A 23,484-nucleotide genomic window follows, 5' to 3' on the forward strand; every position below is an offset into this window, starting at 1 on the left:
GCGAAAGGACGTCGTCAGCGCAATCGTGCATCGTCCCGGACCTTGGATCACGATCTGTTCGGAAGACCGGCTTTCACGTCCGGATCATGCGGCAGCCATGAGCATAGGATGCCCGAGACACCCAAACAAACGGGGCGAACGCGCCACCGCGTCCGCCCCGGTCGATATCATGTCGGATCAGCTGTTCTTGACGCGGAAGGTCTCGTGGCAGCCGCCACATTCCTTGCCGATCGCCGGCGCCGTCGCCTTGAGGCTGTCGAGATCCTTGATCTTGGCCTTGGCCTCGGTCACGACCTTGGCGAAGCTCTCGATCTTGGCCTTGAAGCCGGCCTGGTCTTCCCAGATCTTCGGCGACGGGCCGTAATCGCCCTCGAACTTCGCGGCCTTCAGGCTGGCCGGATACATCGTCGGCAGCTTCTTGGCGGTCTCGTCGAGCTGCGCCAGAGCGGCATTGACGGCGGCCTGGTCGTAGGGCTTCTCGCCCTTCACCATGGCGATCAGGACCCCGCCGAGATTCTTGGCGTTCGCCTTCATGGTGTCCTGGCTCTGCTTGACCAGATCCTGCTGTGCCATCACGGCGCCGGCCCCGAGCAGCAACGCTGCTGCTGCCACGACAGTCCGCTTCATCAATTCGCTCCTTTGTTGTCACAATCCATCCAGCCCACCTGAACGGATCGTTCGGTTCGGTCAACCCCTCAGCCCGCGGGTTATTCCGGAATTGAGGCGGATATCGGAGAGGCTACGGAGGAAGGGTACTCAGAGACTGTGACGGCGATGCTGCTCCCGGATCGCGATCCAGACCCGCTCGGGGGTCGCCGGCATGTCGATGTGATCGATCTTGTACTCGCGCCAGAGCCCTTCGACGATGGCATTGACCACCGCCGGACATGAGCCGATGGCGCCCGCTTCGCCCGCGCCCTTGACGCCCATCGGGTTGGTCTTGCAGGGCACGTTATGGGTCTCGAAGGTAAAGGACGGCGCATCCGCGGCGCGCGGCAGCGCATAGTCCATGAAGCTGCCGGTGACCAGCTGGGCGTCGGAGTTGCTGTAGACCACCTGCTCCATCAGCGCCTGGCCGATCCCCTGCACCGCGCCGCCATGCACCTGGCCAGCCAGGAGAAGCGGATTCAGCGTGACGCCGAAATCGTCGACGATGACGTAGTTGACGATTCTGATGATGCCGGTGGCGGGATCGATCTCGACTTCCGCCACATGGGTACCGTTCGGATAGGTGCCGTCGGCGCTGGCGAAGGTGGCGCTGCCATTGAGCTTGGCGGGATCAGCGCCAGCACGCTTGGCCAGATCGGCGAACGAGATCGCGCGGTCGGTTCCGGCGACACGGATCACGCCGTCGGCGATCTCGAGATCGCCGAGCCCGGCCTCAAGCGCCTCGGCGGCGATCTGCTTGAGCTTGTCGCCCAGCTCATGGGTGGCGCGCTGCACGCTGACGCCGCCCGACGGGATCGAGGCCGAGCCGCCGGTGCCGAGGCCGGTCGCGATCTCCTCGGTGTCGCCCTGATGGATGTGAATGCGCTCCGGCGGCAGGCCGAACTGCTCGGCGACGATCTGGGCGTAGGCGGTCTGATGGCCCTGCCCGCTCGACTGCGTGCCGATCAGGATGGTCACGTCGCCATTCGGGTCGAGCCGGACATTGGCGGTCTCCTCGCCCATGGTGCCGCAGACCTCGACATAGCTCGCAAGCCCGATGCCGCGGATCAGCCCGTGCTTCTTGGCCGCTTTGGCGCGCTTCGGAAATTCCTTCCACTCGGCGATCTCCATCGCGCGCTTGAGATGCGCGCTGAAATCGCCGGAATCGTAGACCTTGCCGGTCGCGGTCTTGTAGGGCAGCGCGCGCGGCGGAATGAAGTTCTTGCGCCGGACGGCATCGACCGTCATGTCGAGCTTGCGCGCGCAGGCGTCGACCAGGCGCTCGATCACATAGGCCGCCTCGGGGCGGCCGGCGCCGCGATAGGCATCGACCGGCACGGTATGCGTGAAGATCGTGCGTACACGGCAGTGGAAGGCCCGGATGTCGTAAAGGCCCGGCAGCATGCCGGCGCCGCCATGCGGGATGTAGGGCGCGAAGGTCGAGAGATAGGCGCCCATGTCGCCCATCAGATCGACGTCCATCGCCAGGAACTTGCCATCCTCGGCGAGCGCCATCCGGGCGATGGTGACATTGTCGCGGCCCTGCGCATCACCCATGAAATGCTCGGAGCGATCGGCGGCCCAGCGCACCGATTTGCGCAGGCGGCGCGCGGCCACCGCGAGCAGCGCGTATTCCCGGTAGGGAAACAGCTTCGTGCCGAAGCCGCCGCCGACATCCGGGCAGATCACCCGCATCTTCTCGGTCGGCATCTTCAGCACGTTCTGGCAGAGAATGTCGCGCAGCCGATGGCTGCCCTGGCTGCCGGCCGTCAGGGTCAGATGGTCGCGCTTGGTGTCGTACTCGCAGACCGCAGCGCGGGTCTCCATGAAGCTCGCCACGACGCGCGGATTGACGATGCGAATCTCGGCGACGGCGTGCGCCTTGGCGAAGGCCGCGTCCACCGCCGCCTTGTCGCCGATCGAGACGTCGAACAGCACATTGCCCTTGTGCTCGGCCCACACCTGCGGCGCATCCGGCTTGATCGCGTTGACGACGCCGGTGACGGCCGGCAAGGTCGTCCACTCGACCTTGATCGCCTCGATGGCGTCGCGCGCATGGTCGAGCGAATCGGCGACGACGAAGGCGATGGCATCGCCGACGTGACGCACCTCTTCCTTGGCCAGGATCGGATAAGGCGGCGCGGTGAACGGATCGGTTTCGAGGTTGAACAGGCACGGCAATCCGCCGAGTTCAGCGGTGTCCTCGGCGGTCAGGATCAACGCCACGCCGGGCAGCAGCCGCGCCGCGGCGACATCGATGGTGAACGTGGCATGCGCATGCGGCGAGCGCAGCACCAGCGCATGCAACGCGGCAGACGGCGCAAGATCGTCGGTGTAGCGGCCCTTGCCGCGGATGAGCGCGTCATCCTCTTTCCGGAGAACGCTTTGTCCGACACCGAACTTGATTGGAGCTGCCATCTGGTTTCACGTCCCGCTTCGTTTTGGCGATATTGACGCCATCTTGCAGCGGATTGCGAGCCTGCGCAAACGTCATTCGCCGCGGCGCGGTCAACTCTCGGCCAGCGCCACGCGCGGCATGTTGCGCTGCGGTCGGAGCTCCGGGCCGATTCGACATGGCCCGGAGCCCCCGCCATCAGCACTCAATGCTGCGCATGTTCCGCCTTGCCGGCCATGCCCTGCTGACCACCCGGTCCCTGCGCGCCGACCGCGAGCACGTCGAGCAGCACGGCCATTTTGCCGGCCCGCTCGAATTGCAACGTCACGGCCACTGTTTTGCCCTCGACGAGCGGCGTCTTGAGGCCGGTGAGCATCAGATGCATGCCGCCCGACGTCAACGCGACAGTCTGTCCCGCTGATATCGTCAGCCCCTGATCGAGCGGCCGCATCACCATGACGCCGTCGCGCGTCGACATCTCGTGGATCTCGACCGTCTCGGCCAAATCGCTGCTGGCCGCAACCAGGCGGTCCGGCTCACGCCCGGTATTCGTCATGGCGAAATAGCCGGCGCCGACCTTGGCGCCCGCCGGCGTGGCGCGGCTCCAGCCCGAGGACACGGTGATGTCGCCCTTTGACACGCCGCGCGGCGCATCGGCCGCAGTGAGACGCAGCAACGGCGCCGGATATTTGAGCGTATGCGGGTCCTGTCCGGCGGCAGCCGTCTCGACCCATTTGGCCACGCCTGTCTCGCACTCCTGGACCACGGGAAAGGCCATCGTATCGCCGGGCTTGAACGCATCGGCGATATAGCCGGTGAAGGTGAACTCGTCATAGAAGCCATCCTCCAGGCGGCCGCTCCAGCTGATCTCCTTGACGCCTTCGCCGAGCTGCGCGCCATGCATGAAATTGTAGGCGCGCGCATACGCGCCCTTCTTGATGTCGATGGACCAGCCCGGCTTCGGCATCGGCTTCACCGCAATCATGCCCTCCGGCACCTGCACGGTCAGCCGCACCGACGCGGACCCGTCACAGCCATGAGGGACGGCCAGAACCGCCTTGAACGACTTGCCGATCCGCGCCTCCGATTTGTCGAGCACGACATGGGCATGCGCCGCGGCTCCGCACACGGCAGCCGACAAGGCCATGAGACCAACCAGCATCGCTTTCACGACGGATGTCCTTTCAGTTGTCAGATGAGATTCGTCATTGCGCATCGCGCGCCCCTCACAGTTTGTAGCGGATGCCGGCATAGACGCCGCGGCCGTTGCCGGGATTGAACAGAGTGGACGTCGCCGTCGCGCGATCAATGATGCTCGTGGTGGCGATGTAGGCCTTGTTGGCGAGGTTGCGGCCCTCGAGATAGGCCGAAAAATGCTTGCCATCGTCGTAGGTCGCCTTCAGGCCCCACAACAGATAGGGCTCTGTCTTCAGCGTGTTGGCGCTGTCGACGAAATAGGACTCCGGCACCCATTCGACATTCGGGCCGACGGCGAAGCCGGCGGGATGCTTGTAGAGCAGCTCCGCGCGCAGGAAGTGCGGCGGCGCGCCAGGCAGGCGGTTGTTGCCCCAGGTCGCATCATTGCTGTAGCGGAAGTCGCTGTACGTATAGGCCAGATTGAGCCAGACCCGGTCGGGCGTATCGCTGTTGACGGCCAATCCCTTGAACAGGCTGATGCCGAGCCCGGCCTCGACGCCCTGATGCATGGTCTTGTCGGCATTGGTGACGTTGCAGGTGCCGAACGTCGAGAAGAAGCACTGCAGCTCGTTCTTGATATCGGCGTGATAGAGCGCGAGGTCCCAGGTGACGTCGGGACGCCGGCCGCGCGTGCCGATCTCGTAGGTCGTCGCCGTCTGCGCCTTGATGTTGTAGAATGGAACGGCCGTGCCGTTGCCCTCGCCGAAGCTCGGCGCCTCGCCGCTGCGCGAGACGTTGGCGAACACCTGCCAGCCCGGATCGACATCCCACAGCAGGCCGATCTTCGGGCTGAACAGGTCGAAGGTGCTGGTGCCGGACTTCGTCGCCGGATTGGTCGTGAAGTCGACCTGCTGCTCGCGCACGGCATGCAGATATTGCGCCCCCGCGATCAGAGACACCGCGGGCGTGACGTACCATGCATTCTCTGCATAGAGGGTGTAGTTCTCGGGACGCTGCACGGCCGCGAGCGTCTGCGCGCCCTTGTTGGCGCCGATGTTGACGTACTGATTCGCGTCCGTCGTGCCGTTCTGGATGTTGAGCCCGACCGTGAAGCGGTTGCGATGGCCGCCGATCTCCCGGTCGTCGACGGCGCGCACGAAGCCGCCATAGTCGTGATAGCGGTAGTCGAGCCATTGGAAGATCGGATGCATCAAATGCCGGTCGACCGCGAACACGCCGAACTCGATGTCGGTGTTGTCGAGCCGGAGGGTCGATTTGTTGGCGACCCGGACCGTGTCGATGTTGCGCTGCCAGTCGTTGAGGACGTTGTTGGCCGCAGCGGTCTGCGGCGAGTTGAGCGCGCTGGTCTTGGTCACCTCGCCCGGGATGCGCTGCCGCACCGAGTTGGCATTCAGATAGAAGCGGGTCTCGAAATCCGGCGAGACCTGATAGCCGACATTGGCGCTGCCGCGCTCGGCCGTGCCCCAGCTATGATCGCGATAGCCATCCGTGCGCGAGGCCGAGCCGGTGACGAAGTAATCGAGCGGGCCGCTGACGCCGCCAGTCGAGGCCTGCCCGCGCAGATAGCCGAAGGCGCCGCCGTCGAGCCGGCTGTCGAACGCGGACGCGTCGCGCCCCGTCGGCGTCACGAAATTGACCGCGCCGCCGAGCGAATTGGCGCCGTAGCGCAGCGCATTGGCGCCCTTATAGACCTCGACATAGCGGTAGGCGGTCGGGTCGATCTCCTGGAAGTCGCCATAGCCGTCGGCGGTGTTGATCGGAATGCCGTCGAGATAGAGCTGGGTGCCGCGCAGATGGAAATTGCGCGACAGGCCGGAGCCGCGAATCGACAGCCGTGTGTCGTCGCCCCATTTCGGCTGCGCGAACACGCCGGGCACGTAGTCGAGCACATCTTTGATGGTCTGAGCCGGAGCATTCCTGAACGAGGTGTCGGGCACGACGGCGACCGCGCCCGGCGTCTGCTGGATGCGCTGCGTCGCGGTTTGCGTGGTCGGCGCGGTCAGGCTCGGCGCCGAACCCGCGGGGCCAGCAGGACCAGCGGCCGCGGTCTGCGGCGCGGCCCCCACCCGCGGCACCCGCGGGCCCGGCGCGGGTCGATCGGTGGCGGGTCTGGCGGGGCGCGCGGCGGTGCGCTTGACCGGGTCGACGGTGACCGTCGGAAGCGTCGGGGCCTGCTGGGCCTGGGCGAAACATGGAGAAGACAACGTGACAAAGCACGTCGCCGCGCACAGCGCGGTTACGGAACGGGACATGATGAACCTCTGGACGAACGAAACCTGATGGAAAATTCAATCAGGCGTTCGCGGGAGGTCCTTGCGACAGTCGCGGTTCACGGAGGCGGGAGTCGCGCGCGGCCCAGGCCACGAAGGTGGCGAGCCGCAATTCCGCGGCGCTGCGCGCCAGCGTTTCCGCGGCCGCTGTCGGTACAGGCGCGGCATGGGCGGCAAAGGCACAAACGGCGCAGAAATCCTTGTGGAGAACGGCTGAGGCCGGCGCGCTTGGATCATGCGTCGTGCCGCCTTGCGCATCCGTACAGATGACGCCGAGATCGCTGGAGGCCGCCGCGGCCATTTGCGCCGACATCGCGCCGGCGAGCACCATCTGCAGCGCGATCAGATAGGCGGCCATGATGCTGACCGCCCTCCTCGCCCACGCTACATTGTGTCGCCGTCGTCTCACACACCGATCTCCCCACCGGGGACCATATTCGGCGCGCTGCGCACGCGCAAGCCGGCAACAACGACGCGCGTGGTTTCTGATGAGTTCGCGCGGCGGCCACCGTCGGCGCCACACGACGCCGTCTGATCAGCGCCGCACCAGCGCCTTGAGCCAGCGCGGACCGAACAATGCGAGGATCGCTCCGGCATAGATGACGGCGCCGGCCGCGATCAGCAGGCCGAGCACGGCCTCGTCCTGCAGGCGGCCCAGAAATGCGAGATGAGGCGCCGCGAAGAAGGCCGTCGACCACAGGGCCGCGGCGAGCACGAGGCCGGTCACGGCGAATTTCAGCAGCGACGAGGTGAGCCGCCGGTCGAACCGCAGATAGCCCTTGTGCACCGCGAATCCGAGCACCAACAGCAGATTGATCCAGGCGCCGACCGCCGTCGCCAGGGCCAGCCCGACCTGGGCCAAGGTCCCCATCAGCAGCACTTTGAGCAGCACGTTGACGGTGAGGCCGGTCAGCGACGCCTTGACCGGCGTCGCGGTGTCCTTGCGGGCATAGAAGGTCGAGACCGCGCTGCGGATCATCACGAAGGGAATGAGGCCGACGGCATAGGCGGCCAGCGTTGCCCCGGCCGCAGCGGCATCGCCCTTGGTGAAGGCGCCGCGCGCGAACATCGCGCGGGTGATGACATCGGGCACGGCGAGGAAGGCGGCCACGAACGGCACCGAGAACAACAGCGTGAACTCGAAGGCGCGGCGCTGCTGCTCCATGGCGCCTTCGTGGTCATTAGCCGTCAGCCGCCGCGACATTTCCGGCAGCAGCACGGTGCCGATGGCAATGCCGATCACGCCGATCGGCAGCTGGTTGAGACGGTCGGCATAATACAACGCCGAGATCGCGCCGGCGGGGAGGAACGTCGCGATGATGGTGTCGGCGAACATCGCGACCTGCGTGCCCATCGAGCCCAACGTGGCCGGTCCCAGCGCGCGGAAGAAGGCGCGGATGTCGTCGTCGAGCTTGAGCGACGCAAAGCGCGGCAGACCGCCATGGCGGGCGAGATCGCCGGCGAGCAGAAAATACTGCAGGAAGCCCGAGATCAGCACGCCCCAGGCCGCGGCATGGCCCACGCCGGGGAAGAACGCTGCCAGCGCCAGGGTCGCCATCATCGCGAGGTTGAGGAAGATCGAGGCCGCCGCGGCGCTGGCGAAGCGCTGCATCACGTTGAGCATGCCGCCATACAGCGTCACCAGCGTGATCAAGAGCAGATAGGGAAAGGTGATGCGGGTGAGCGTGATGGCAAGCTCGCGCTGTGCCGGATCGTCGGTGAAGCCAGGCGCCAGGACCGTCATGGCCTGCGGCATGAAGGCCCAGGCCAGGATCAGCAGCACGATTTGCGAGGCCAGCAGCAAAGTGAAGATGCGGTCGGCAAACAGGCCGGCCTGTGCCGGCCCCTTCTCGCCATGGACATGCGCATAGGCCGGCACGAAAGCGGCGTTGAACGCGCCCTCGGCAAAGATCGCCCGAAAATGGTTCGGCAGCCGGAACGCAATGAAAAACGCGTCCGCCACCGGCCCGGCGCCAAGTATCGCCGCCAGCATGATGTCGCGGGCAAAGCCGGTGAGCCGCGACAGCAGCGTATAGCCACCAACCGTGAAGATCCGTCCAAGCATGGGGGGCTTCTAGAGCATTGGGCGGGGAGTTTGAAGCAGAGAACGTGGGCTGGTCCGGCTTGCGGCGAGAGTGTGGCAACGAGCCCGCGGCTCCCGCGGGCGGCCTTGGCTGAAGAGGCCACCCCATTTGGAGCATGGCCCGCGCCTATGTCAGCTTCGGGGAACGCAATATCGAGCTCGACCGATGTTTGCGGCGCCGCTCGTTCCCAATGAGCCCTCAAACCGAGCGGGGAAAGGCTGCTGACGGGCTTCCTCAACCCGCAGGGCCAAGGCGAAAGCAATCCCTGGCGCGCTCGCGGCCGACGACGACTGTCCGTGGCCGCGCTCGACCGCGCCCGAGAGACCGGAGAACCGGGACCCGCCAATTCGGACCGAGCCAGCGATCTTCTATGCAAAATAAAAGTCGCTCTGATGCGCGAACAATTGCGCGGTCGTGACATGCTGCAGCGTGATCGTATCGTGCGCGGCGTCTGTCATCACGGCGTTGCCGAGTGCATCATCATGTGTTGCTGCCAGCAGTGCGGTGACGTCCGAAAATACGGTTTTGCTGAATTGAAGAGTATCCGTTGCGGGCGCAAAGTTCGCAAGGATGACCTGACCGAAATTCGGTGCGAACACGAACGTGTCGTGCGCGGTCGAGTCGGCGACCTGGCTTGCGGCTCCGGTCGGCCCAGAAGATGGCGCGACAGCGATCAGCGTTCCGCCGTTGCCGTCACTCGCGAAATGGAAGCTGTCCTGCGAATACAGGCCGAGGACATGGAGAGACGCCGTGGTCAAGCCGTCGGTCACGGAAAGTGTACCGGAGGAATTGTCGAAGGTGGAGTGAGCCTTACTAGAGTCGAGGCCGCGAAGCTCGATCTGATCGGCCCCCGCGGAGCCGTTTCCGACGATAACAGCGCTCAACGCAGACGGCGTAACCGGAGGGTTCGTTCCTTTGAGCGTCACGTCCGCTGATGACCCTGAAACAGGCGTGAAGGTCGCCGAGCTTGCGACGCTGGAACTGCTCGGCACGCCAATCACGCCGTCGCCGTTGAGGTCCTGGTGGAAGATCGTCTCGAATTGTTCGGCGACGGCGCTCGTCCCGGATACGAGGTCCGTCAAATTGCCGGTATAGTTGCCGTTACTATCCGTCGACCAGAACGTGAACTCGTTGGTGCCTGGGATCTTCCAGGCGATGTCGTAGCCGTTCGCGGTCTGAATCGCTCCAACGGGAGCAATACTGCCGAACTCGCCGACAACCACGGGAGCGCCGGAATATTTCAACTCGGGCCCCGATCCGTTGATGTACATGTAATAGTTGTCGGCGATCGCCAGCAGGCTGGTCGCTACATCGGTCTGAATCACCGATGACGTGACACCAGTGCTGCCGTCGCCATTCAGGTCCCGGCCGAAGGCAGCTTCCGCCGACTCGACCAGGAAGGCGGTCCCGTGCACCAAGCCAGTGATGTTTCCGACGTAGTTGCCGTTCGTGTCGACCGTCCAGAAAGTGAACTCTGTGGTGCCGGGAATCTGCCAGACGATCTCATAGCCGTTGGAGGTCGCGATCGCTCCAATAGGATTGATATTGCCGAACTCGCCGGCGACCACCGGGGCACCGCCGTAGTTCAGTTCAGGCCCCGAACCATGGGTGTAGATATAGTAATTGTCCGCGATCGCCAGCAGGCTGGTCGACCCGGCGGTCTGGATCAGCGATGACGTAACGCCGACTGTACCATCGCCGTTCAGGTCCTGACCGAAGACGGTCTCAAACTGCTCGACTGCGAAACTGTTGCCCGACACCAAGCCTGAAAGGTTCGAGGTGTAGTTGCCGTTGATATCTGTCGACCAGAACGTGAACTCATTGTTGCCGGGAACCTTCCAGGCGATGTCGTAGCCGTTCGCGGTCTGAACCGCACCGATCGGACTGATGCTGCCGAACTGGCCCGCGGTAACTGGCGCGCCACTGTACATGAGCCCGGATTCGGTGCTGCCACTAATCAGCAGGTAGTGGTTCCCACCTTGAGCAAGGCTCGTTGATCCATCGGTCTGAAGAATAGCAGGCGTCGTGTTGAAGCCGATCGCATCGAGCACTTCCCTATCCACCGCAGTGAGCGACTGGATTGTTTTCGAATTGCCAAACTCGTTGAAGGGATCGTTCGGTCCCTGCACGCCGCTATTCAGAAAATCGCTCGAATCCGAGGTCTGACCGAAATCGGCCAGCTTCGTGTTCCCGCCATCGATCGAGAAATAGGCGGGGACCGCCGTGCCGTCTGTCGAATAAAGGTGGTTGCCCGCACTCGTGAAACGTACAAAATCAAAAGTACCTGCGGCAATTGCGGCGCCGGAACCAGATACGCCAGAACTGGGCTCCCGTCCCATCGCATGGGTCAACTCGTGCAGAGCGGCGCCGACCAGCAGATTGGTCGGAATCGAGGGATCAAAGCCGACGGCTCCATCTATGACGGAGGCCGTTGGCGACATCAGACCCAAAGCTTTCGCAACCGCAGAGCTTACGCCAAAAGCATAGTGGTTATCGATGGTCGACGTGTTCGGCAATGAGTTCACGACCGACTGATCGAGCACCGAGGTCTCGTGGGCTGCGAGCGCGGACCTCAGATCCGAATAATTAACGAAAAGGTCGTCCAAAGATCCGCCGAGCGCTTGTCCCTTTTTGGTTGTGAACGCGCCGTTGTTCCAATCGCCGTACCCGACAAGAATTGTAACTGTGATGTTGTCGAGGATTTCTACGTCCAGAATGTTGGCCGCAGTCTGCATCGCGTCCCTGAAGCTCTGCGGAGCCGCAAGAGCGGAACTTTCATAATTGAGGACGAGATTCATTCGTGCGCCTAACCTCTGGGCTTCTGCCGGCCAGGACTATTATGAATGGAGCAATTTTTGTAAATGATGACTCTTGGTTGCACTAGGGAATTGGATTCCGAAGTAAGCTATTGTGTACGCTTGTTTCTTTTAGTTGCCGCACAACTTACGCGTGATCCCATGGCTACATAGTCACCATGCGGCTGCAAATCCGACGCAACTGTGCATTTTGAAATGGGCGCTCAGTTGATGCCGATCGTCCTCGCCGACGAGGCACACGAGAGCGGCTCCCACACGACGCTGTCACCCGGAACAACCCTGCTGGCACAACGCGTCGGCGGACGCCGATCCGGGATCCCGCGTGCAGTCGATGGGGCGCGCGGATCGGACCGCCTGCCCCTTTCAGACATCACGCGCAAAGGTCCCTGCATTCGCACGGACGATATGGTCATTGGGGCTGCCGCGGGGCAGATCACCTGCACCGCGTTGCCGCCTGCGCAGCGTAGGGGTGAGGTGAGTGATGCGTGAGGCTTCAACCCGCCAATGCGCTGCGAACGACGTCGATGATGCGGGCTTGCGTGGGCTCGTCGAGATAGGCGTGCATCGGCAGGCTGATGACGTCGGCGGACAGCTGCTCGCTGACCGGCAGGCCGCCATCGGCGCTCGGGAAGATGCGGTAGGCGGTCTGCTGATGCATCGACTTCGGATAATAGATCGCGGTCGGAATGCCCTGCGCCTTGAGCGCACCTGCGAAGGTATCGCGGTCGACGCCCTTGGGCAGGCGGATGGTGTATTGCGCCCAGACCGAGGTGCAGCCCTCGGCGAGGCGCGGCACCTTCACGACATCCGCCAGCGCGGCCGTGTAGCGCTCGGCCACCACGTTGCGCGCGACGATCTCGTCCTCGAAAATCTTGAGCTTCTCGATCAGGACCGCGGCCTGGATGGTGTCGAGCCGTGCGGTCAGGCCGAGACGGACATTGTCGTATTTGTCGCTGCCGCCGCCATGGGCGCGGACGCTGCGCAGGCGCTCCAAGAGGCCGGCATCGTCGGTGAGGATGGCGCCGCCGTCGCCGAAGCAGCCGAGCGGCTTGGCCGGATAGAAGCTGGTCGCGGTCGCCAGCCCGAAGGTGCCGATGCGGCGCCCCTTGTAGCTGGCGCCAAACCCCTGCGCGGCATCGTCGAGCACAAACAGCCCTTCCGCCTCGGCGATTGCGGCGACCGAGTCGTGGTCCGCGCTTTGACCGAACAGATCAACCGGGATCACGGCCTTGGGCTTCAGGCCGAGCCGCTTCGCGGTGACGATGCCACGCCGCAGCGAGGCCGGATCGATGTTGAAGGTCTCTTCCAGCACGTCGACGAAGACAGGCGTGGCGCCCGTGAGCGCGACCGCTTCGCCGGTCGCGCAGAAGGTGAAGGACGGGCACAGCACCGCGTCGCCCGGGCCGATGCCCTGGGCCATCAGCACCATCAGCAGCGCGTCAGTGCCGCTGGAGCAGCTCACGGCATATTTGGCACCACAATAGGCCGCCAGCTCGGCTTCGAGCTGGATGATCTCGGGGCCACCGAGAAACTGGCAATGCGCCAGGACACGGGCGACGGCCTCATCGAGGGATTTGCCGAGCCGCTGGCGCTGCGCGGCGGTGTCGATGAACGGAATGGGCTGATGACGCAGGTGCTGGTTCATGAGGTCTGACAAAGTTTCGCAAAAGAAAAAATGGGTGAAGCGGCAGCCGGGTCGATCAGCCGGCGGCGCGACGCTTGGTGGCGGCGGCCTCGGCCGGCCGATGGCTGGACGTCTCCAGGCACTGCGTGGCGATGGCGAGGCTCGCGACGCCCTCGTCGCCGGTGACGGCCGGAGAGGTGCCCGAGCGCACCGCGTGCAGGAACGCGATCAGTTCGGCGCGCAGCGGCTCGTCATGCCCGACCGGCAGATGCCGCATCGAGTAGCTGCCGTCCGGCTTGAAGCCGAAGCACTCGGTGACCTGGCGGGTCAGGAGATCGCCCATGATATATTTGCCGCGCGTCGCCACCGTGACGTTGCGCGCCTTGAACGGCGTCAGCCAGTTGGTGTTGATGTGGGCGAGCACGCCGGAGGCGGTGCGGAACTGCAGGAGCGCGATGTCCTCGCGTTCGGCCACCGCGCTCGACAGCTGCGGCTGCACCTCGACAATGTCGGATTCGGTGAACCAGCGGATCAGGTCGATGTCGTGCACGGCGAGATCGATGACGACGCCGACATTCGACATGCGCGGCGGGAACGGGCCGACGCGGGTGATCGCGATGGACAGGAGGTCTTCGCCCGCGATCGCCTTCTTGATCGCGGCGACCGCCGGATTGAAGCGCTCGACATGGCCGATCATCAAGGTGACGCCGGCGCGATGCGCGGCCGTGACGATCTCCTTGCCCTCCTCCACGGTGGAGGCGATCGGCTTCTCAACCATCAGATGCACCTTACGCGCAATGCAAGCGAGCGCGAGTTCGTGATGCAGATGGGTCGGAGCCGCCACGGTGACCGCGTCGACTCCCTCGGCGACGAGCTGGTCGAGGGTCTCGAATGTGGGACAGTTCGCGAGCTCGGTGACACGGCTGCGATGGGCAGGAAGCGGATCGACGACGCCGACGAGATGCACATCGGGCAACCCGGCAAGCACGCGGGCATGATTGCTGCCCATCACGCCGGCTCCGATCACGCCGACTCGCAGCGCCTGCCTCAGATCGGCCTTGTGGCCTGCCCCCTTGGAACTCATATCGACGACCCCATCGGTATTCCGGAATTGCGATGCCACGGACTGGCCATAACAGTTAACGAACTGCAAATCAGCCGGACGCAGTTCTCCTAGCATGTCGCCTCAAGCGAGGCGAATGCGGAAACCTCTTTCAGGACACGATTTGATTCAGAAAGTTACATTCGACACCGGGAAAAAACGGTGTGTTTTGAACGAGCTGCGGGGCGGACTTCGCGTACGGCAGGCCGCTCCTCACGCCGCGATGCAGGGAGCCGCTGCAACGCGTGAGCTGTTGTCACAGCTGCGTGTAGCTCGCGTGAGGAGGTAACACGATGGCGCGGCGAGCGAAGGAGCTGAGACCCAATCGCTGGAGAACGCCCATGGTCCGAAGCCTCGTCTCGTTCCGCCACATCGCTCACCTCGCCGTGATGCTGGCGGCTTTTGCCCCTTGGGCGCCCTCGGCCGCAGCCGTGGACCGGCCCGTGGTGATCGAACTCTTCACCTCGCAAGGCTGCTCCTCCTGCCCGCCGGCGAATGCCTATCTCAACGAGATGGTGCGGCAGCGACGCGACGTGCTGCCGCTCGCCTTTCACGTCACTTATTGGGATCGGCTCGGCTGGAAGGATCCATTCTCGCTTGCAGCCGCCACCGATCGCCAGGCCCGCTATGGCAGCCGTTTCGGCGACGGCTCCTACACGCCAGAGATCGTCGTCGACGGCCTCAGCAGCCATGTCGGCTCCAACAGGGCCGAGATCGGACCGGCGATCGACCGCGCACGCGGCCAAGCGTCCTCCGCGGCCATCGTCAAGCTCGCGCGCAGCGGCGAGACGCTCACGGTGGAGGTCGGCGGCGGAGAAGGACGCGGACGCGTCGTGCTGGTCGGATTCGATCACCGGCATGAGACGGCGATCCGGCGCGGAGAGAATGACGGCCGCACGCTCGAGGAGCTGAACGTGGTCCGCTCGGTCCGCGCCCTCGGCGAGTGGACCGGCACCGCGCTGCGTCTCGTCGCGCCACTGCCGGAGGGCGAGGATGCGGCCGTGCTTCTCGAAACCGCAGACGGACGCATCGTCGGGGCCGCGCGGCTGTGATGGACGCCGGCCTGTTCAGCCAGAGGCGCAGTAGCGGCGCCAGAACAGGCGATAGCCCTCCTCGACGCGGCGGGTGTAGGTTTCGACATTGCCGGCGGCGGAGCTCGCGACCATCGACGGGAGCTCCGTGCGCAGCTTCGCCAAGTCGGCCGGCCGGCCCGCATGCGCCAAGGCGATCGCGATGTAGCCGTCATCATCCTCGGCCACCCAATCATGCAGCCCCACTGCCGTGATGATGCCGGCAGCCGCCCGCCCCGCCGCACCGCGGCCGAGCTTGGCGACCACGGGCACGCCGGCCTGCAGCGTTTCCCAGGTGCTGACGCCGCCATTCTGCGGAAACGGATCGAGCGACATATCGATCGCGGCGAACTGCGCGATGTGCTGGTCGCGCGTCGACAGGCCGAGGCAGGTGATGCGATCCTGCGCGATGCCATGCGCCACGAAGCGGGCGACCAGGCCATCGCGCAGCAACGGGTCCTGCAGCGCTCCGTTCTTGATGACGATCCGCGCGTCCGGCAACGCGGCCATCAGCCGCGACCAGAGCGCGAGCGCGGGCTCCGAGATCTTGTCGATGCGATTGAAGACACCGAAGGTGACGTAGCCGTTGCGCAGCATCGGCAGCGATGTCGGCTGCCATCCCTGCAGCGGATCGGTGGTGATGACGGCCGGCAGATCGTAGACCTGCTCGGCAAACAGTGGGCGTACCGCCTCGGGCACCGTCACCGGATCGGCGAAGAAATAGTCCATGGTCGGCAGGCCGGTGCCGGTGCCGCTGCCCCAGGCCGTGACCTGGACCGGCGCCGGCTTGCGCGCGAACACCGGCAGGCGGTTGCCGGCGGAATGGCCGGAGAGGTCGACGAGGATGTCGACGCCGTCTGCTTCGATGCGGTCAGCCAGCTCCTCGTCGGACATCTGCCAGGCATCGACCCACAGATCGGCGGCTGCGCGGCATTGCGCCGTCATCACGTCCTGCAGCGGCGAGCAGGAATAGCAGGCGACCTTGAAGGCCTGGTGGTCATGATGGCGCAGCACCGGCAGGAACACCAAGGCGGCCGAATGCGTCCTGAAATCCGCCGAGACATAGCCGATGGTCAGCCGCCGTTCGGGATCGCGGTCGCGCAGCGGCGGCGGCCGGCGCGCGATCTGGGCACCGATCCGGCTCCACCATTGCCGCCTCACGGCCTGATGCTGGACGAAATCGGTCTCCGGCATGAAGTCGAGCAGGAAAATCTTGGCGGTGATCGCATCGCCAAAATCGGGCTTGAGCTCGAGCGCGCGCTCGAAGTGCTGCAAGGCCGTCGTGAGGTCGCCCTGCTTGGCAAAGCATTCGCCGAGCCAGGTCCAGGCGACTTCGGAGGCCGGATTCTGCTCCAGCACCTTGCGGCAAGCGTCCATCGCCGGCGCGACATTGTCCCTGATCACGCTGAGCTGGGCAAAGCCGAGCAGCGCCACCTCCTGGCGGGGATCGATCGACAGCGCCGCCTGGAAATCCGCCATCGCCGGATCGAACCGCCCGGCCTGCTGGTGCAGCCGGCCGCGCTGCGCCAGCACCTGCGCGGCTCTGGGCCTGATCGCCAACGCGGCATCGAACGCCGCCAGCGCATCGTCGAAGTGACGCAGAATGATGCTGGCCAGCCCCTTGCCGAACATCGCCTCCATGTGGCGCGGATTGAGCGACAGCGCGCGATCGAAATTCTGATTGGCCTCGGCATTGCGATTGAGCGGAAGCAGCGCCATGCCGCGATTGCAATAGGCGTCGGCATAGTCCGGCTTCAGGGCGATCGCCCGATCATGGGCAACGATGGCCTCCTCCGGCCGTCCCAGGCGCATCAGCGTGTTGCCGAGGCCGGTGAGCGCGACCACGAGATTGGGCTTCAGCGCGACCGCCAGCTCCTGGCATTTGCGCGCCTCCTCGTAGCGCTTGCGGTTGAACAGCGCGAGGCCGAGATTGGAAAGCGCCTCGGCATGGCGCGGCTCAGCCTCGACCGCCTTGGTCAGAGCCTGCTCGGCCATATCGAGCTGGCCGCTGTCGAGGGCGACGACGCCGAGCAGATGCAACGCATCGAAATGCTCGGGCAAGAGCGCCAGGATCTGTCCGCAGATCGCCTGCGCCTCGGCTGGGCGGCCGGCGCGATAGGCCGCGACGGCCCGCGGCAGCAGCTCGTCGACCTGCTTGCGATGCTTCTTCTGCAGCCGCGCATTCTGAAACGCGCGAGACCCGACATTGCTGGCCAAATGATGACCTCCCGGCGTGACGTCAAGAACTGGATACGCGAACCAACTTGTCCCCGGCATCGCACCGTGCCGGACAGGCCACCTTCATCCTGCGGCCACGCAGAACCGGCGCCAGAACAGGCGATAGCCCTCTTCGACCTTGCGCGCATAGGTCTCGACATTGCCGGCCGCCGAATTGGCAACCATCCCCGGCAGCTCGGCACGCAGCCTCGCCAGCACATCGGGCCGGCTCGCATGCTTGATGGCCATCGCGATGTAGCCGTCGTCGTCCTCCGCAACCCAGTCCTCAAGCCCGACCGCCGTGACGATCGCTGCGGCGGCGCGCGAGGCGGCGCTGCGCCCGAGCAAGGCGATCACCGGCACGCCGGCCTGCAAGGATTCCCAGGTGCTGACGCCGCCGTTCTGCGGGAACGGATCGAGCGAAATGTCGACCTGGGCGAATTGCGCGATCTGCAGCTCGCGCGTCGACCAGCCGAGACAGGTGATGCGGTCCTGGCTGACGCCTTGAGCGGCGAAGCGCGCCAGCAACCGATCGCGCAACAGCGGATCGTCGAGCGAACCGCTCTTGATCACGATCCGGGAGTCCGGCAGCTGCCGCATCAGGCGGGTCCAGACCAGGAGCACCGGATCGGAGATCTTGTCCAGGCGATTGAAGACGCCGAAGGTCACATGCCCGTTCTGCAGCATCGGCAGCGGCGTCGGCGCGATGCAAGGCAGCGCCTCGGTGGTGATCACGGCAGGCAGGTCGTGGACCTGCTCCGCGAACAAGGGCCGCGCAGCCATCGGCACCGTGACCGGATCGGCGAAGAAATAGTCGATCGTCGGCAGGCCGGTGCCGGTGCCGCTGCCCCAGGCGGAGACCTGAACCGGAGCGGGCTTGCGCGCAAACAACGGCAGTCGGTTGCCCGCGGAATGGCCGGAGAGATCGACGAGGATATCGACCGCATCCGCCTCGATTCGATCGGCGAGCTCGTCGTCGGACATCTGCGAGGCATCCACCCAGACATCGGCGCAGGCGCGGAACTGCGCCGTCACCGCGTCCTGCACCGGCGAGCAGGCGTAGCAGCAGATCCGGACATCCTGGCGGTTGGCATGCTTCAGCACCGGCAGGAAGGTCAGCGCCGCGGAATGATTGCGGAAATCCGACGAGACATAGCCGATGGTGAGACGCCGCTCCGGATCGAGGTCGCGCGGCGGCAAGGCCCGCCGCGGGATGCGGCTGCCGATCCGCTGCCACCACTCGCGCCTGACGGCCTGATGCAGTTCGAAATCGGCATCGGGCATGAATTCGAGCGTGAAGATCTTTGCGGTCATCGCCTCGGCGAAATCGGGCCGGATCTCGAGCGCGCGATCGAAATGCGCGACGGCGGCAGCGACCTCGCCCTGCTTGCCGCAGCAGACGCCGAGCCACAGCCAGGCATCCTCGGACAACGGGTTCTGCTCCAGCACCCTGCGGCAGGCATCGATCGACTGCGCGACATTGCTGAAATGGCCGAGCTGCGCCGAGCCGAGCAGCGCCATTTCCAGCATCGGATCATGGGCCAGCGCAGCCGCGAAATCCGCCCGCGCCTGGTCGAAACGTCCGGCGGTCTGATGCAGCCGGCCGCGCTGCGCCAGCACCTGCGCGGCATTGGGCTTCAAGGCCAGGGCGGCATCGAACGCCGCGAGCGCGTCGGCAAAGTGGCGCAGATTGACGCTGGCGAGGCCCTTGCCGAACATCGCCTCCATATGGCGCGGATTGAGCGACAGCGCGCGGTCGAAGCTCTGATTGGCCTCGGCATTGCGGTTGAGGGTGAGCAGCGCCATGCCGCGATTGCAATAGGCGTCCGCGTAGTCCGGCTTCAGCGCAATCGCGCGGTCGTGCGCCGCGACGGCTTCATCGGGACGGCCGAGGCGCATCAGCGTATTGCCGAGGCCGGTCTGCGCGACCACAAGGTTGGGTTTCAGCGTGACCGCCCGCTCCTGGCACTTCCGCGCCTCCTCGAAGCGCTTGCGGCTGAACAGGGCGAGGCCGAGATTGGACAGCGCCTCGGCGTGACGCGGATCGACCTCCACCGCCTTCGCCAGCGCCTGCTCGGCCAGATCCAGTTGGCCGCCATCGAGAGCCGTGACGCCGAGGAGATGCAGCGCATCGACATGATCAGGAAGCAATGCGAGAATTTGTCCGCAGATCGCCTGGGCCTCGGCGCGGCGACCGCTGCGATAGGCGGCGACAGCCTGCGGCATGAGCGCATCGGCCTGCTTGCGGTGCTTCTTCTGCAGCCTCGCATTCTGGAACGCGCGTGAACCGACGTCGCTTGCCAAAGGCGGTCTCCCGAGGTGACGCATAGATCTACGCAGCAGATTAGTGCATTTGCGGATCGCCTGATGCCGCCCGAAACCGCGCTAGCCGGCGGCGCAATACCGACGCCAGAACTGACGGTAGCCCTCCTCGACCTTGCGCGTGTAGGTCTTGACGTCGCCGGCCGGAGAGTTCGCGACCCGCGCCGGCAGCTCGGCACGCAGCCTGGCCAGTTCAGCGGGCTGGCCGGCATATTTGATGGCAATCGCGACATAGCCATCATCGTCCTCGGCGACCCACTCATCGAGCCCGATCGCCTTGATGATCGCGCCGCCGGCGCGGGAGGCCGAGCTGTTGCCCAGCTTGGCCACCACGGGCACCCCGGCCTGCAGCGACTCCCAGGTGCTCACACCGCCATTCTGCGGGAACGGGTCCAGCGACATGTCGATGTCGGCAAAGGCCGCAATGTGCTCCTGCCGCATCGACGAGCCGAGACACGTCAGCCGGCTCTCGTCGATGCCATGCGCCACGAAGCGCGCGATCAGGCCGTCACGCAGGAAGGCGTCGTCGAGCGCACCGTTCTTTATCACGACACGAGCCGACGGGAGCGCCTGCAGCAGCGTTGCCCAGACCTTGAGGACCTGGGCCGAAATCTTGTCGATCCGGTTGAAGACGCCGAAGGTGACATGGCCGTTGCGAAGCATCGGCAGCGGCGTCGGTTCAGCGCCGGGCAGCGGATCGGTCGTGATCAGCGCCGGCAGGTCATAGACCTCTTCGGCGAACAGCGGCCGAACGGCTGGGGGCACGGTGACCGGATCGGCGAAGAAGTAGTCCATGGTCGGCAGACCGGTCCCCGTCGCGTTCCCCCAGGCCGTGACCTGGATCGGCGCCGGCTTGCGCGCGAACACGGCGAGGCGGTTGCCGGCCGAATGCCCGGAGAGGTCGACCAGAATATCGACCTGATCCGCCTGGATTCGATCGGCGAGCTCATCATCCGACAGCTGCCAAGCATCGACCCAACCATCAGCCGCGGCCTTGCACTGCTCCGTCACGGAATCCACCAGCGGCGAGCAGGAATAGCAGATGACCCGGAAGGCTGTGTGATCGTGATGCCGGAGCACCGGCAGGAAGGTCAGCGCGGCCGAATGGCTGCGAAAATCCGACGACACGTAACCGACCGTGACGCGACGATCGGCATCGCGGTCGACAGCCGCGAGCTGACGTCGCGGAATAGGCGCGCCGATACGCTCCCACCATTCGCGCCTGGCGGCCTGGTGGATGGCGACATCGGCCTCGGGATAGAAATCGAGCGCGAAGATCTTCTTGAGGATCGCGTCATCGAAATCCGGCTTGATCTCCAGCGCGCGGTCGAAATGCTGAATGGCCGCGGCCGTATCGCCCTGCCTGGCAAAGCAGGCGCCGAGCCAGGCCAGCGCGATCTCCGAGGCCGGATTATGCTCCAGCACCCGTTTGCACGCCGCCATGGCCGGCGCGATCCGGTCGGTGAGCACGCACACATGGGCCTTGCCGAGCAGCGCGGCTTCCAGCATCGGCTCGGCGGTCAGGGCCGTGTCGAAATCGGTTTCGGCCTCCTTGAACCGCCCCATCTGGACGTAGAGGCGCCCTCGCTGGGCGATGACGGCCGCGGCCCCCGGCTTCAGCGCAAGCGCCGCGTTGAACGCCACGAGCGCCTGATCGAAATGCCGCAGGTTGACGCTGACGAGCCCCTTTCCGAAAGTCGCCTGCATATGCCGCGGCGCCAGCGCCAAAGCGCGCTCGAAGCTCTGGCGGGCTTCCTCGTTTCGGAGGAGCAGAAGTTGCGCCATGCCGCGATTGCAATAGGCATCGGCAAAATCGGGCTTGAGCGCGATGGCGCGGTCGTGGGCCTCGATCGCCTGCGCGAACAGCCGCATGTTCATCAGGGTGTTGCCGAGGCCGGTCAGCGCGGTGGCGAAATTCGGCTTGAGCGCGATGGCGCGCTCCTGGGCGGCGCGCGCCTCCTCGTAACGTTTCAGGCTGGAGAGTACGAGGCCGAGATTCGCCTGGGCCTCGGCATTGCGCGGCTCGACGGCGACGGCCCGGGTCAGAGCCTGCTCAGCCAGATCCAGCCGACCATTGTCGAGCGCCGAAGCGCCGAGGAGATGCAGGGCGTCGAAATGATCCGGCACAAGGGCCAGGATCTGCCCGCAGACCGCCTGCGCGTCCGCATGCCGGCCGGCGCGGTAGGCTGCGACCGCCTGCGTCAGCAGGCCGTCGGCCTGCTTACGGTTCTTCTTCTGCATGCGCGCGTTCTGGAACGCGCGCGATCCGATCGTGCTTTGCAAGGAAGCTCTCCGGCGGACGACGTCGGGGAGCTATCTAGCACGGCTCGCGTGATTCGAGGCGATCTGCGCCCTATTCGCGACGGTAATCGTCCTCGAGGCGGATGATGTCGTCCTCGCCGAGATAGGAGCCGGTCTGGACCTCGATCAGCTCCAGCAGGATCTTACCGGGATTTTCCAGGCGGTGCACCGCGCCCATCGGGATGTAGATCGATTCGTTTTCGTGAACGGTCTTGACCGTCTCGTTGACCGTGACCCGGGCAGCTCCACGCACCACGATCCAGTGCTCCGAGCGGTGATAGTGCCGCTGCAGCGACAGGCGCTGGCCGGGCTTGACGACGATACGCTTCACCTGGTGGCGCTCGCCATTGTCGACCGACTGATAGCTGCCCCAGGGGCGGTGCACCTTGATGTGCGCCTCGGTCACCTCGGGCGCTACCGTCTTCAGCTTCGCGACGAGCCGCTTCAGCCCGTTGGCATCGCGCTGGCGCGAGACCAGGACCGCGTCCTGCGCCGCCACCACGACGAGATCGTCCACGCCTTCGAGCGCGACCAGCGCCTTGTCGGTGACCACGTTGCAGTTGCGGGAATCCTCGAACACGGCGGTCCCCCGCGCGGCATTGCCCTGCTCGTCCTTGTCGGACAGCTCCCACACCGCATGCCAGGAGCCGACGTCCGACCAGCCGCAGGAGACCGGCGCCACGGCCGCCCGTTCGGTCTTCTCCATCACGGCGTAGTCGATCGAGATCGGCTTGGCCGCGGCAAAGGCATCGGACTCCAGGATGATGAAGCTGAGATCGCGGCCGGCTTTGGTCACGGAATCGGTGACCGTCTGCACGCTGCCCGCATCGGATTTTCGGTACTCATCGAGCAGGACGCCGGCCCGGAACATGAAGTTGCCGCTGTTCCAGAGATACCCCTCGCGGATGTAGCGCTCGGCGGTCGGCTGATCCGGCTTCTCGACGAACTTTGCGACCGCCCGCACGTCTCCCGAGACCGGCGCGCCGGGGCTTATATAGCCGTATTCGGTGGCGGCGCGTTCGGGATTGATGCCGAAGGTCACGATGAGGCCGGTCTCGGCCGCAGCCAGCCCGGCGCGGCAGGCTGCGAGGAAGGCCGCGCTGTCGCGGACGACGTGGTCGGCCGCCAGCGCCAGCACCACCGCGTCCTGATCACGCGTCTGCGCGAAGGCGGCTCCGGCGACGATGGCGGGTCCGGAGTCGCGGCGCATCGGCTCCAGCAGCACGTCGGCTTCGATTCCGATCTCGGCCAGTTGCTCCAGCACCATGAAACGATAGGCCGCATTGGTGATGATGATCGGGCGGGCAAACAGATCCGCATCCGACACACGCAGCAGCGTATCCTGGAAGGTCGACCGGGTGCCGAACAGCGGCAGGAACTGCTTGGGCCGCACTTCCCGCGAGGCCGGCCAAAGCCGGGTTCCGGCGCCGCCGCACATGATGAGAGGAATGATGCGTCTGGTCATGAAATGATGCCC

14 protein-coding genes are annotated in these 23,484 nt (G+C 65.4%); 1 reads left to right on the forward strand and 13 read right to left on the reverse strand.

Features of this window, described 5'->3' with window-relative positions; translation table 11 throughout:
* Positions 1 to 177: 177 nt before the first annotated feature.
* From BBTA_RS26200 to BBTA_RS26245, 9 genes are all read right to left on the reverse strand, one after another.
* Positions 178 to 627, reverse strand: a complete 450-nt coding sequence (locus tag BBTA_RS26200) for a cytochrome c (protein WP_012045525.1) — start codon at positions 625 to 627, stop codon at positions 178 to 180.
* A 129-nt stretch (positions 628 to 756) separates the two neighbouring features.
* Complete coding sequence (locus BBTA_RS26205) at positions 757 to 3,066, reverse strand: xanthine dehydrogenase family protein molybdopterin-binding subunit (RefSeq protein WP_012045526.1); 2,310 nt, start codon at positions 3,064 to 3,066, stop codon at positions 757 to 759.
* 182 nt (positions 3,067 to 3,248) lie between these two features.
* Entirely contained in the window at positions 3,249 to 4,214 is a 966-nt protein-coding gene (locus BBTA_RS26210; RefSeq protein WP_012045527.1) for a DUF1775 domain-containing protein, read from the reverse strand.
* Positions 4,215 to 4,269: 55 nt separating this feature from the next.
* Positions 4,270 to 6,453 (reverse strand): TonB-dependent receptor, encoded by a 2,184-nt coding sequence (locus BBTA_RS26215; protein ID WP_012045528.1) that lies wholly within the window; start codon positions 6,451 to 6,453, stop codon positions 4,270 to 4,272.
* Between the two features lie 40 nt (positions 6,454 to 6,493).
* A complete protein-coding gene (locus BBTA_RS26220; protein WP_148221504.1) occupies positions 6,494 to 6,829 on the reverse strand; it encodes a DUF2946 family protein in 336 nt (111 codons plus the stop codon).
* Positions 6,830 to 7,006: 177 nt separating this feature from the next.
* Entirely contained in the window at positions 7,007 to 8,536 is a 1,530-nt protein-coding gene (gene murJ, locus BBTA_RS26225) for a murein biosynthesis integral membrane protein MurJ (RefSeq protein WP_012045530.1), read from the reverse strand.
* Between the two features lie 387 nt (positions 8,537 to 8,923).
* On the reverse strand, positions 8,924 to 11,353 hold the full coding sequence (locus BBTA_RS26230; protein ID WP_012045531.1) for an NF038122 family metalloprotease: 2,430 nt from the start codon (positions 11,351 to 11,353) through the stop codon (positions 8,924 to 8,926).
* Positions 11,354 to 11,864: 511 nt separating this feature from the next.
* Positions 11,865 to 13,016 (reverse strand): DegT/DnrJ/EryC1/StrS aminotransferase family protein, encoded by a 1,152-nt coding sequence (locus BBTA_RS26240; protein ID WP_012045532.1) that lies wholly within the window; start codon positions 13,014 to 13,016, stop codon positions 11,865 to 11,867.
* Between the two features lie 55 nt (positions 13,017 to 13,071).
* Entirely contained in the window at positions 13,072 to 14,079 is a 1,008-nt protein-coding gene (locus BBTA_RS26245) for a Gfo/Idh/MocA family protein (protein WP_012045533.1), read from the reverse strand.
* Positions 14,080 to 14,438: 359 nt separating this feature from the next.
* Between BBTA_RS26245 and BBTA_RS26250 the strand changes: the two genes are divergently transcribed.
* Positions 14,439 to 15,149 carry a thioredoxin family protein gene (locus BBTA_RS26250; RefSeq protein ID WP_012045534.1) on the forward strand — a complete coding sequence of 237 codons (711 nt, stop codon included), beginning with the start codon at positions 14,439 to 14,441 and terminating at the stop codon, positions 15,147 to 15,149.
* A gap of 15 nt (positions 15,150 to 15,164) precedes the next feature.
* Here the strand turns inward: BBTA_RS26250 and BBTA_RS26255 are convergent, their stop codons facing one another.
* From BBTA_RS26255 to BBTA_RS26270, 4 genes are all read right to left on the reverse strand, one after another.
* A complete protein-coding gene (locus BBTA_RS26255) occupies positions 15,165 to 17,384 on the reverse strand; it encodes a tetratricopeptide repeat protein (RefSeq protein WP_012045535.1) in 2,220 nt (739 codons plus the stop codon).
* 84 nt (positions 17,385 to 17,468) lie between these two features.
* Positions 17,469 to 19,688, reverse strand: a complete 2,220-nt coding sequence (locus BBTA_RS26260; RefSeq protein WP_012045536.1) for a tetratricopeptide repeat protein — start codon at positions 19,686 to 19,688, stop codon at positions 17,469 to 17,471.
* 81 nt (positions 19,689 to 19,769) lie between these two features.
* Entirely contained in the window at positions 19,770 to 21,989 is a 2,220-nt protein-coding gene (locus BBTA_RS26265; protein ID WP_012045537.1) for a tetratricopeptide repeat protein, read from the reverse strand.
* A gap of 70 nt (positions 21,990 to 22,059) precedes the next feature.
* The gene (locus BBTA_RS26270) at positions 22,060 to 23,472 is read right to left on the reverse strand and encodes a mannose-1-phosphate guanylyltransferase/mannose-6-phosphate isomerase (RefSeq protein ID WP_012045538.1); all 1,413 of its coding nucleotides are present in this window, start codon (positions 23,470 to 23,472) and stop codon (positions 22,060 to 22,062) included.
* Between the last annotated feature and the right edge of the window lie 12 nt (positions 23,473 to 23,484).

The organism is Bradyrhizobium sp. BTAi1, assembly GCF_000015165.1.
Lineage (GTDB): Bacteria > Pseudomonadota > Alphaproteobacteria > Rhizobiales > Xanthobacteraceae > Bradyrhizobium > Bradyrhizobium denitrificans.

Coding starts and splice junctions, on each gene's coding strand:
- BBTA_RS26200 (WP_012045525.1), bottom strand. CDS start 627: ATGAAGCGGACTGTCGTGGCAGCAGCAGCGTTGCTGCTCGGGGCCGGC.
- BBTA_RS26205 (WP_012045526.1), bottom strand. CDS start 3,066: ATGGCAGCTCCAATCAAGTTCGGTGTCGGACAAAGCGTTCTCCGGAAA.
- BBTA_RS26215 (WP_012045528.1), bottom strand. CDS start 6,453: ATGTCCCGTTCCGTAACCGCGCTGTGCGCGGCGACGTGCTTTGTCACG.
- BBTA_RS26220 (WP_148221504.1), bottom strand. CDS start 6,829: ATGGCCGCCTATCTGATCGCGCTGCAGATGGTGCTCGCCGGCGCGATG.
- murJ (WP_012045530.1), bottom strand. CDS start 8,536: ATGCTTGGACGGATCTTCACGGTTGGTGGCTATACGCTGCTGTCGCGG.
- BBTA_RS26230 (WP_012045531.1), bottom strand. CDS start 11,353: ATGAATCTCGTCCTCAATTATGAAAGTTCCGCTCTTGCGGCTCCGCAG.
- BBTA_RS26240 (WP_012045532.1), bottom strand. CDS start 13,016: ATGAACCAGCACCTGCGTCATCAGCCCATTCCGTTCATCGACACCGCC.
- BBTA_RS26245 (WP_012045533.1), bottom strand. CDS start 14,079: ATGAGTTCCAAGGGGGCAGGCCACAAGGCCGATCTGAGGCAGGCGCTG.
- BBTA_RS26250 (WP_012045534.1), top strand. CDS start 14,439: ATGGTCCGAAGCCTCGTCTCGTTCCGCCACATCGCTCACCTCGCCGTG.
- BBTA_RS26270 (WP_012045538.1), bottom strand. CDS start 23,472: ATGACCAGACGCATCATTCCTCTCATCATGTGCGGCGGCGCCGGAACC.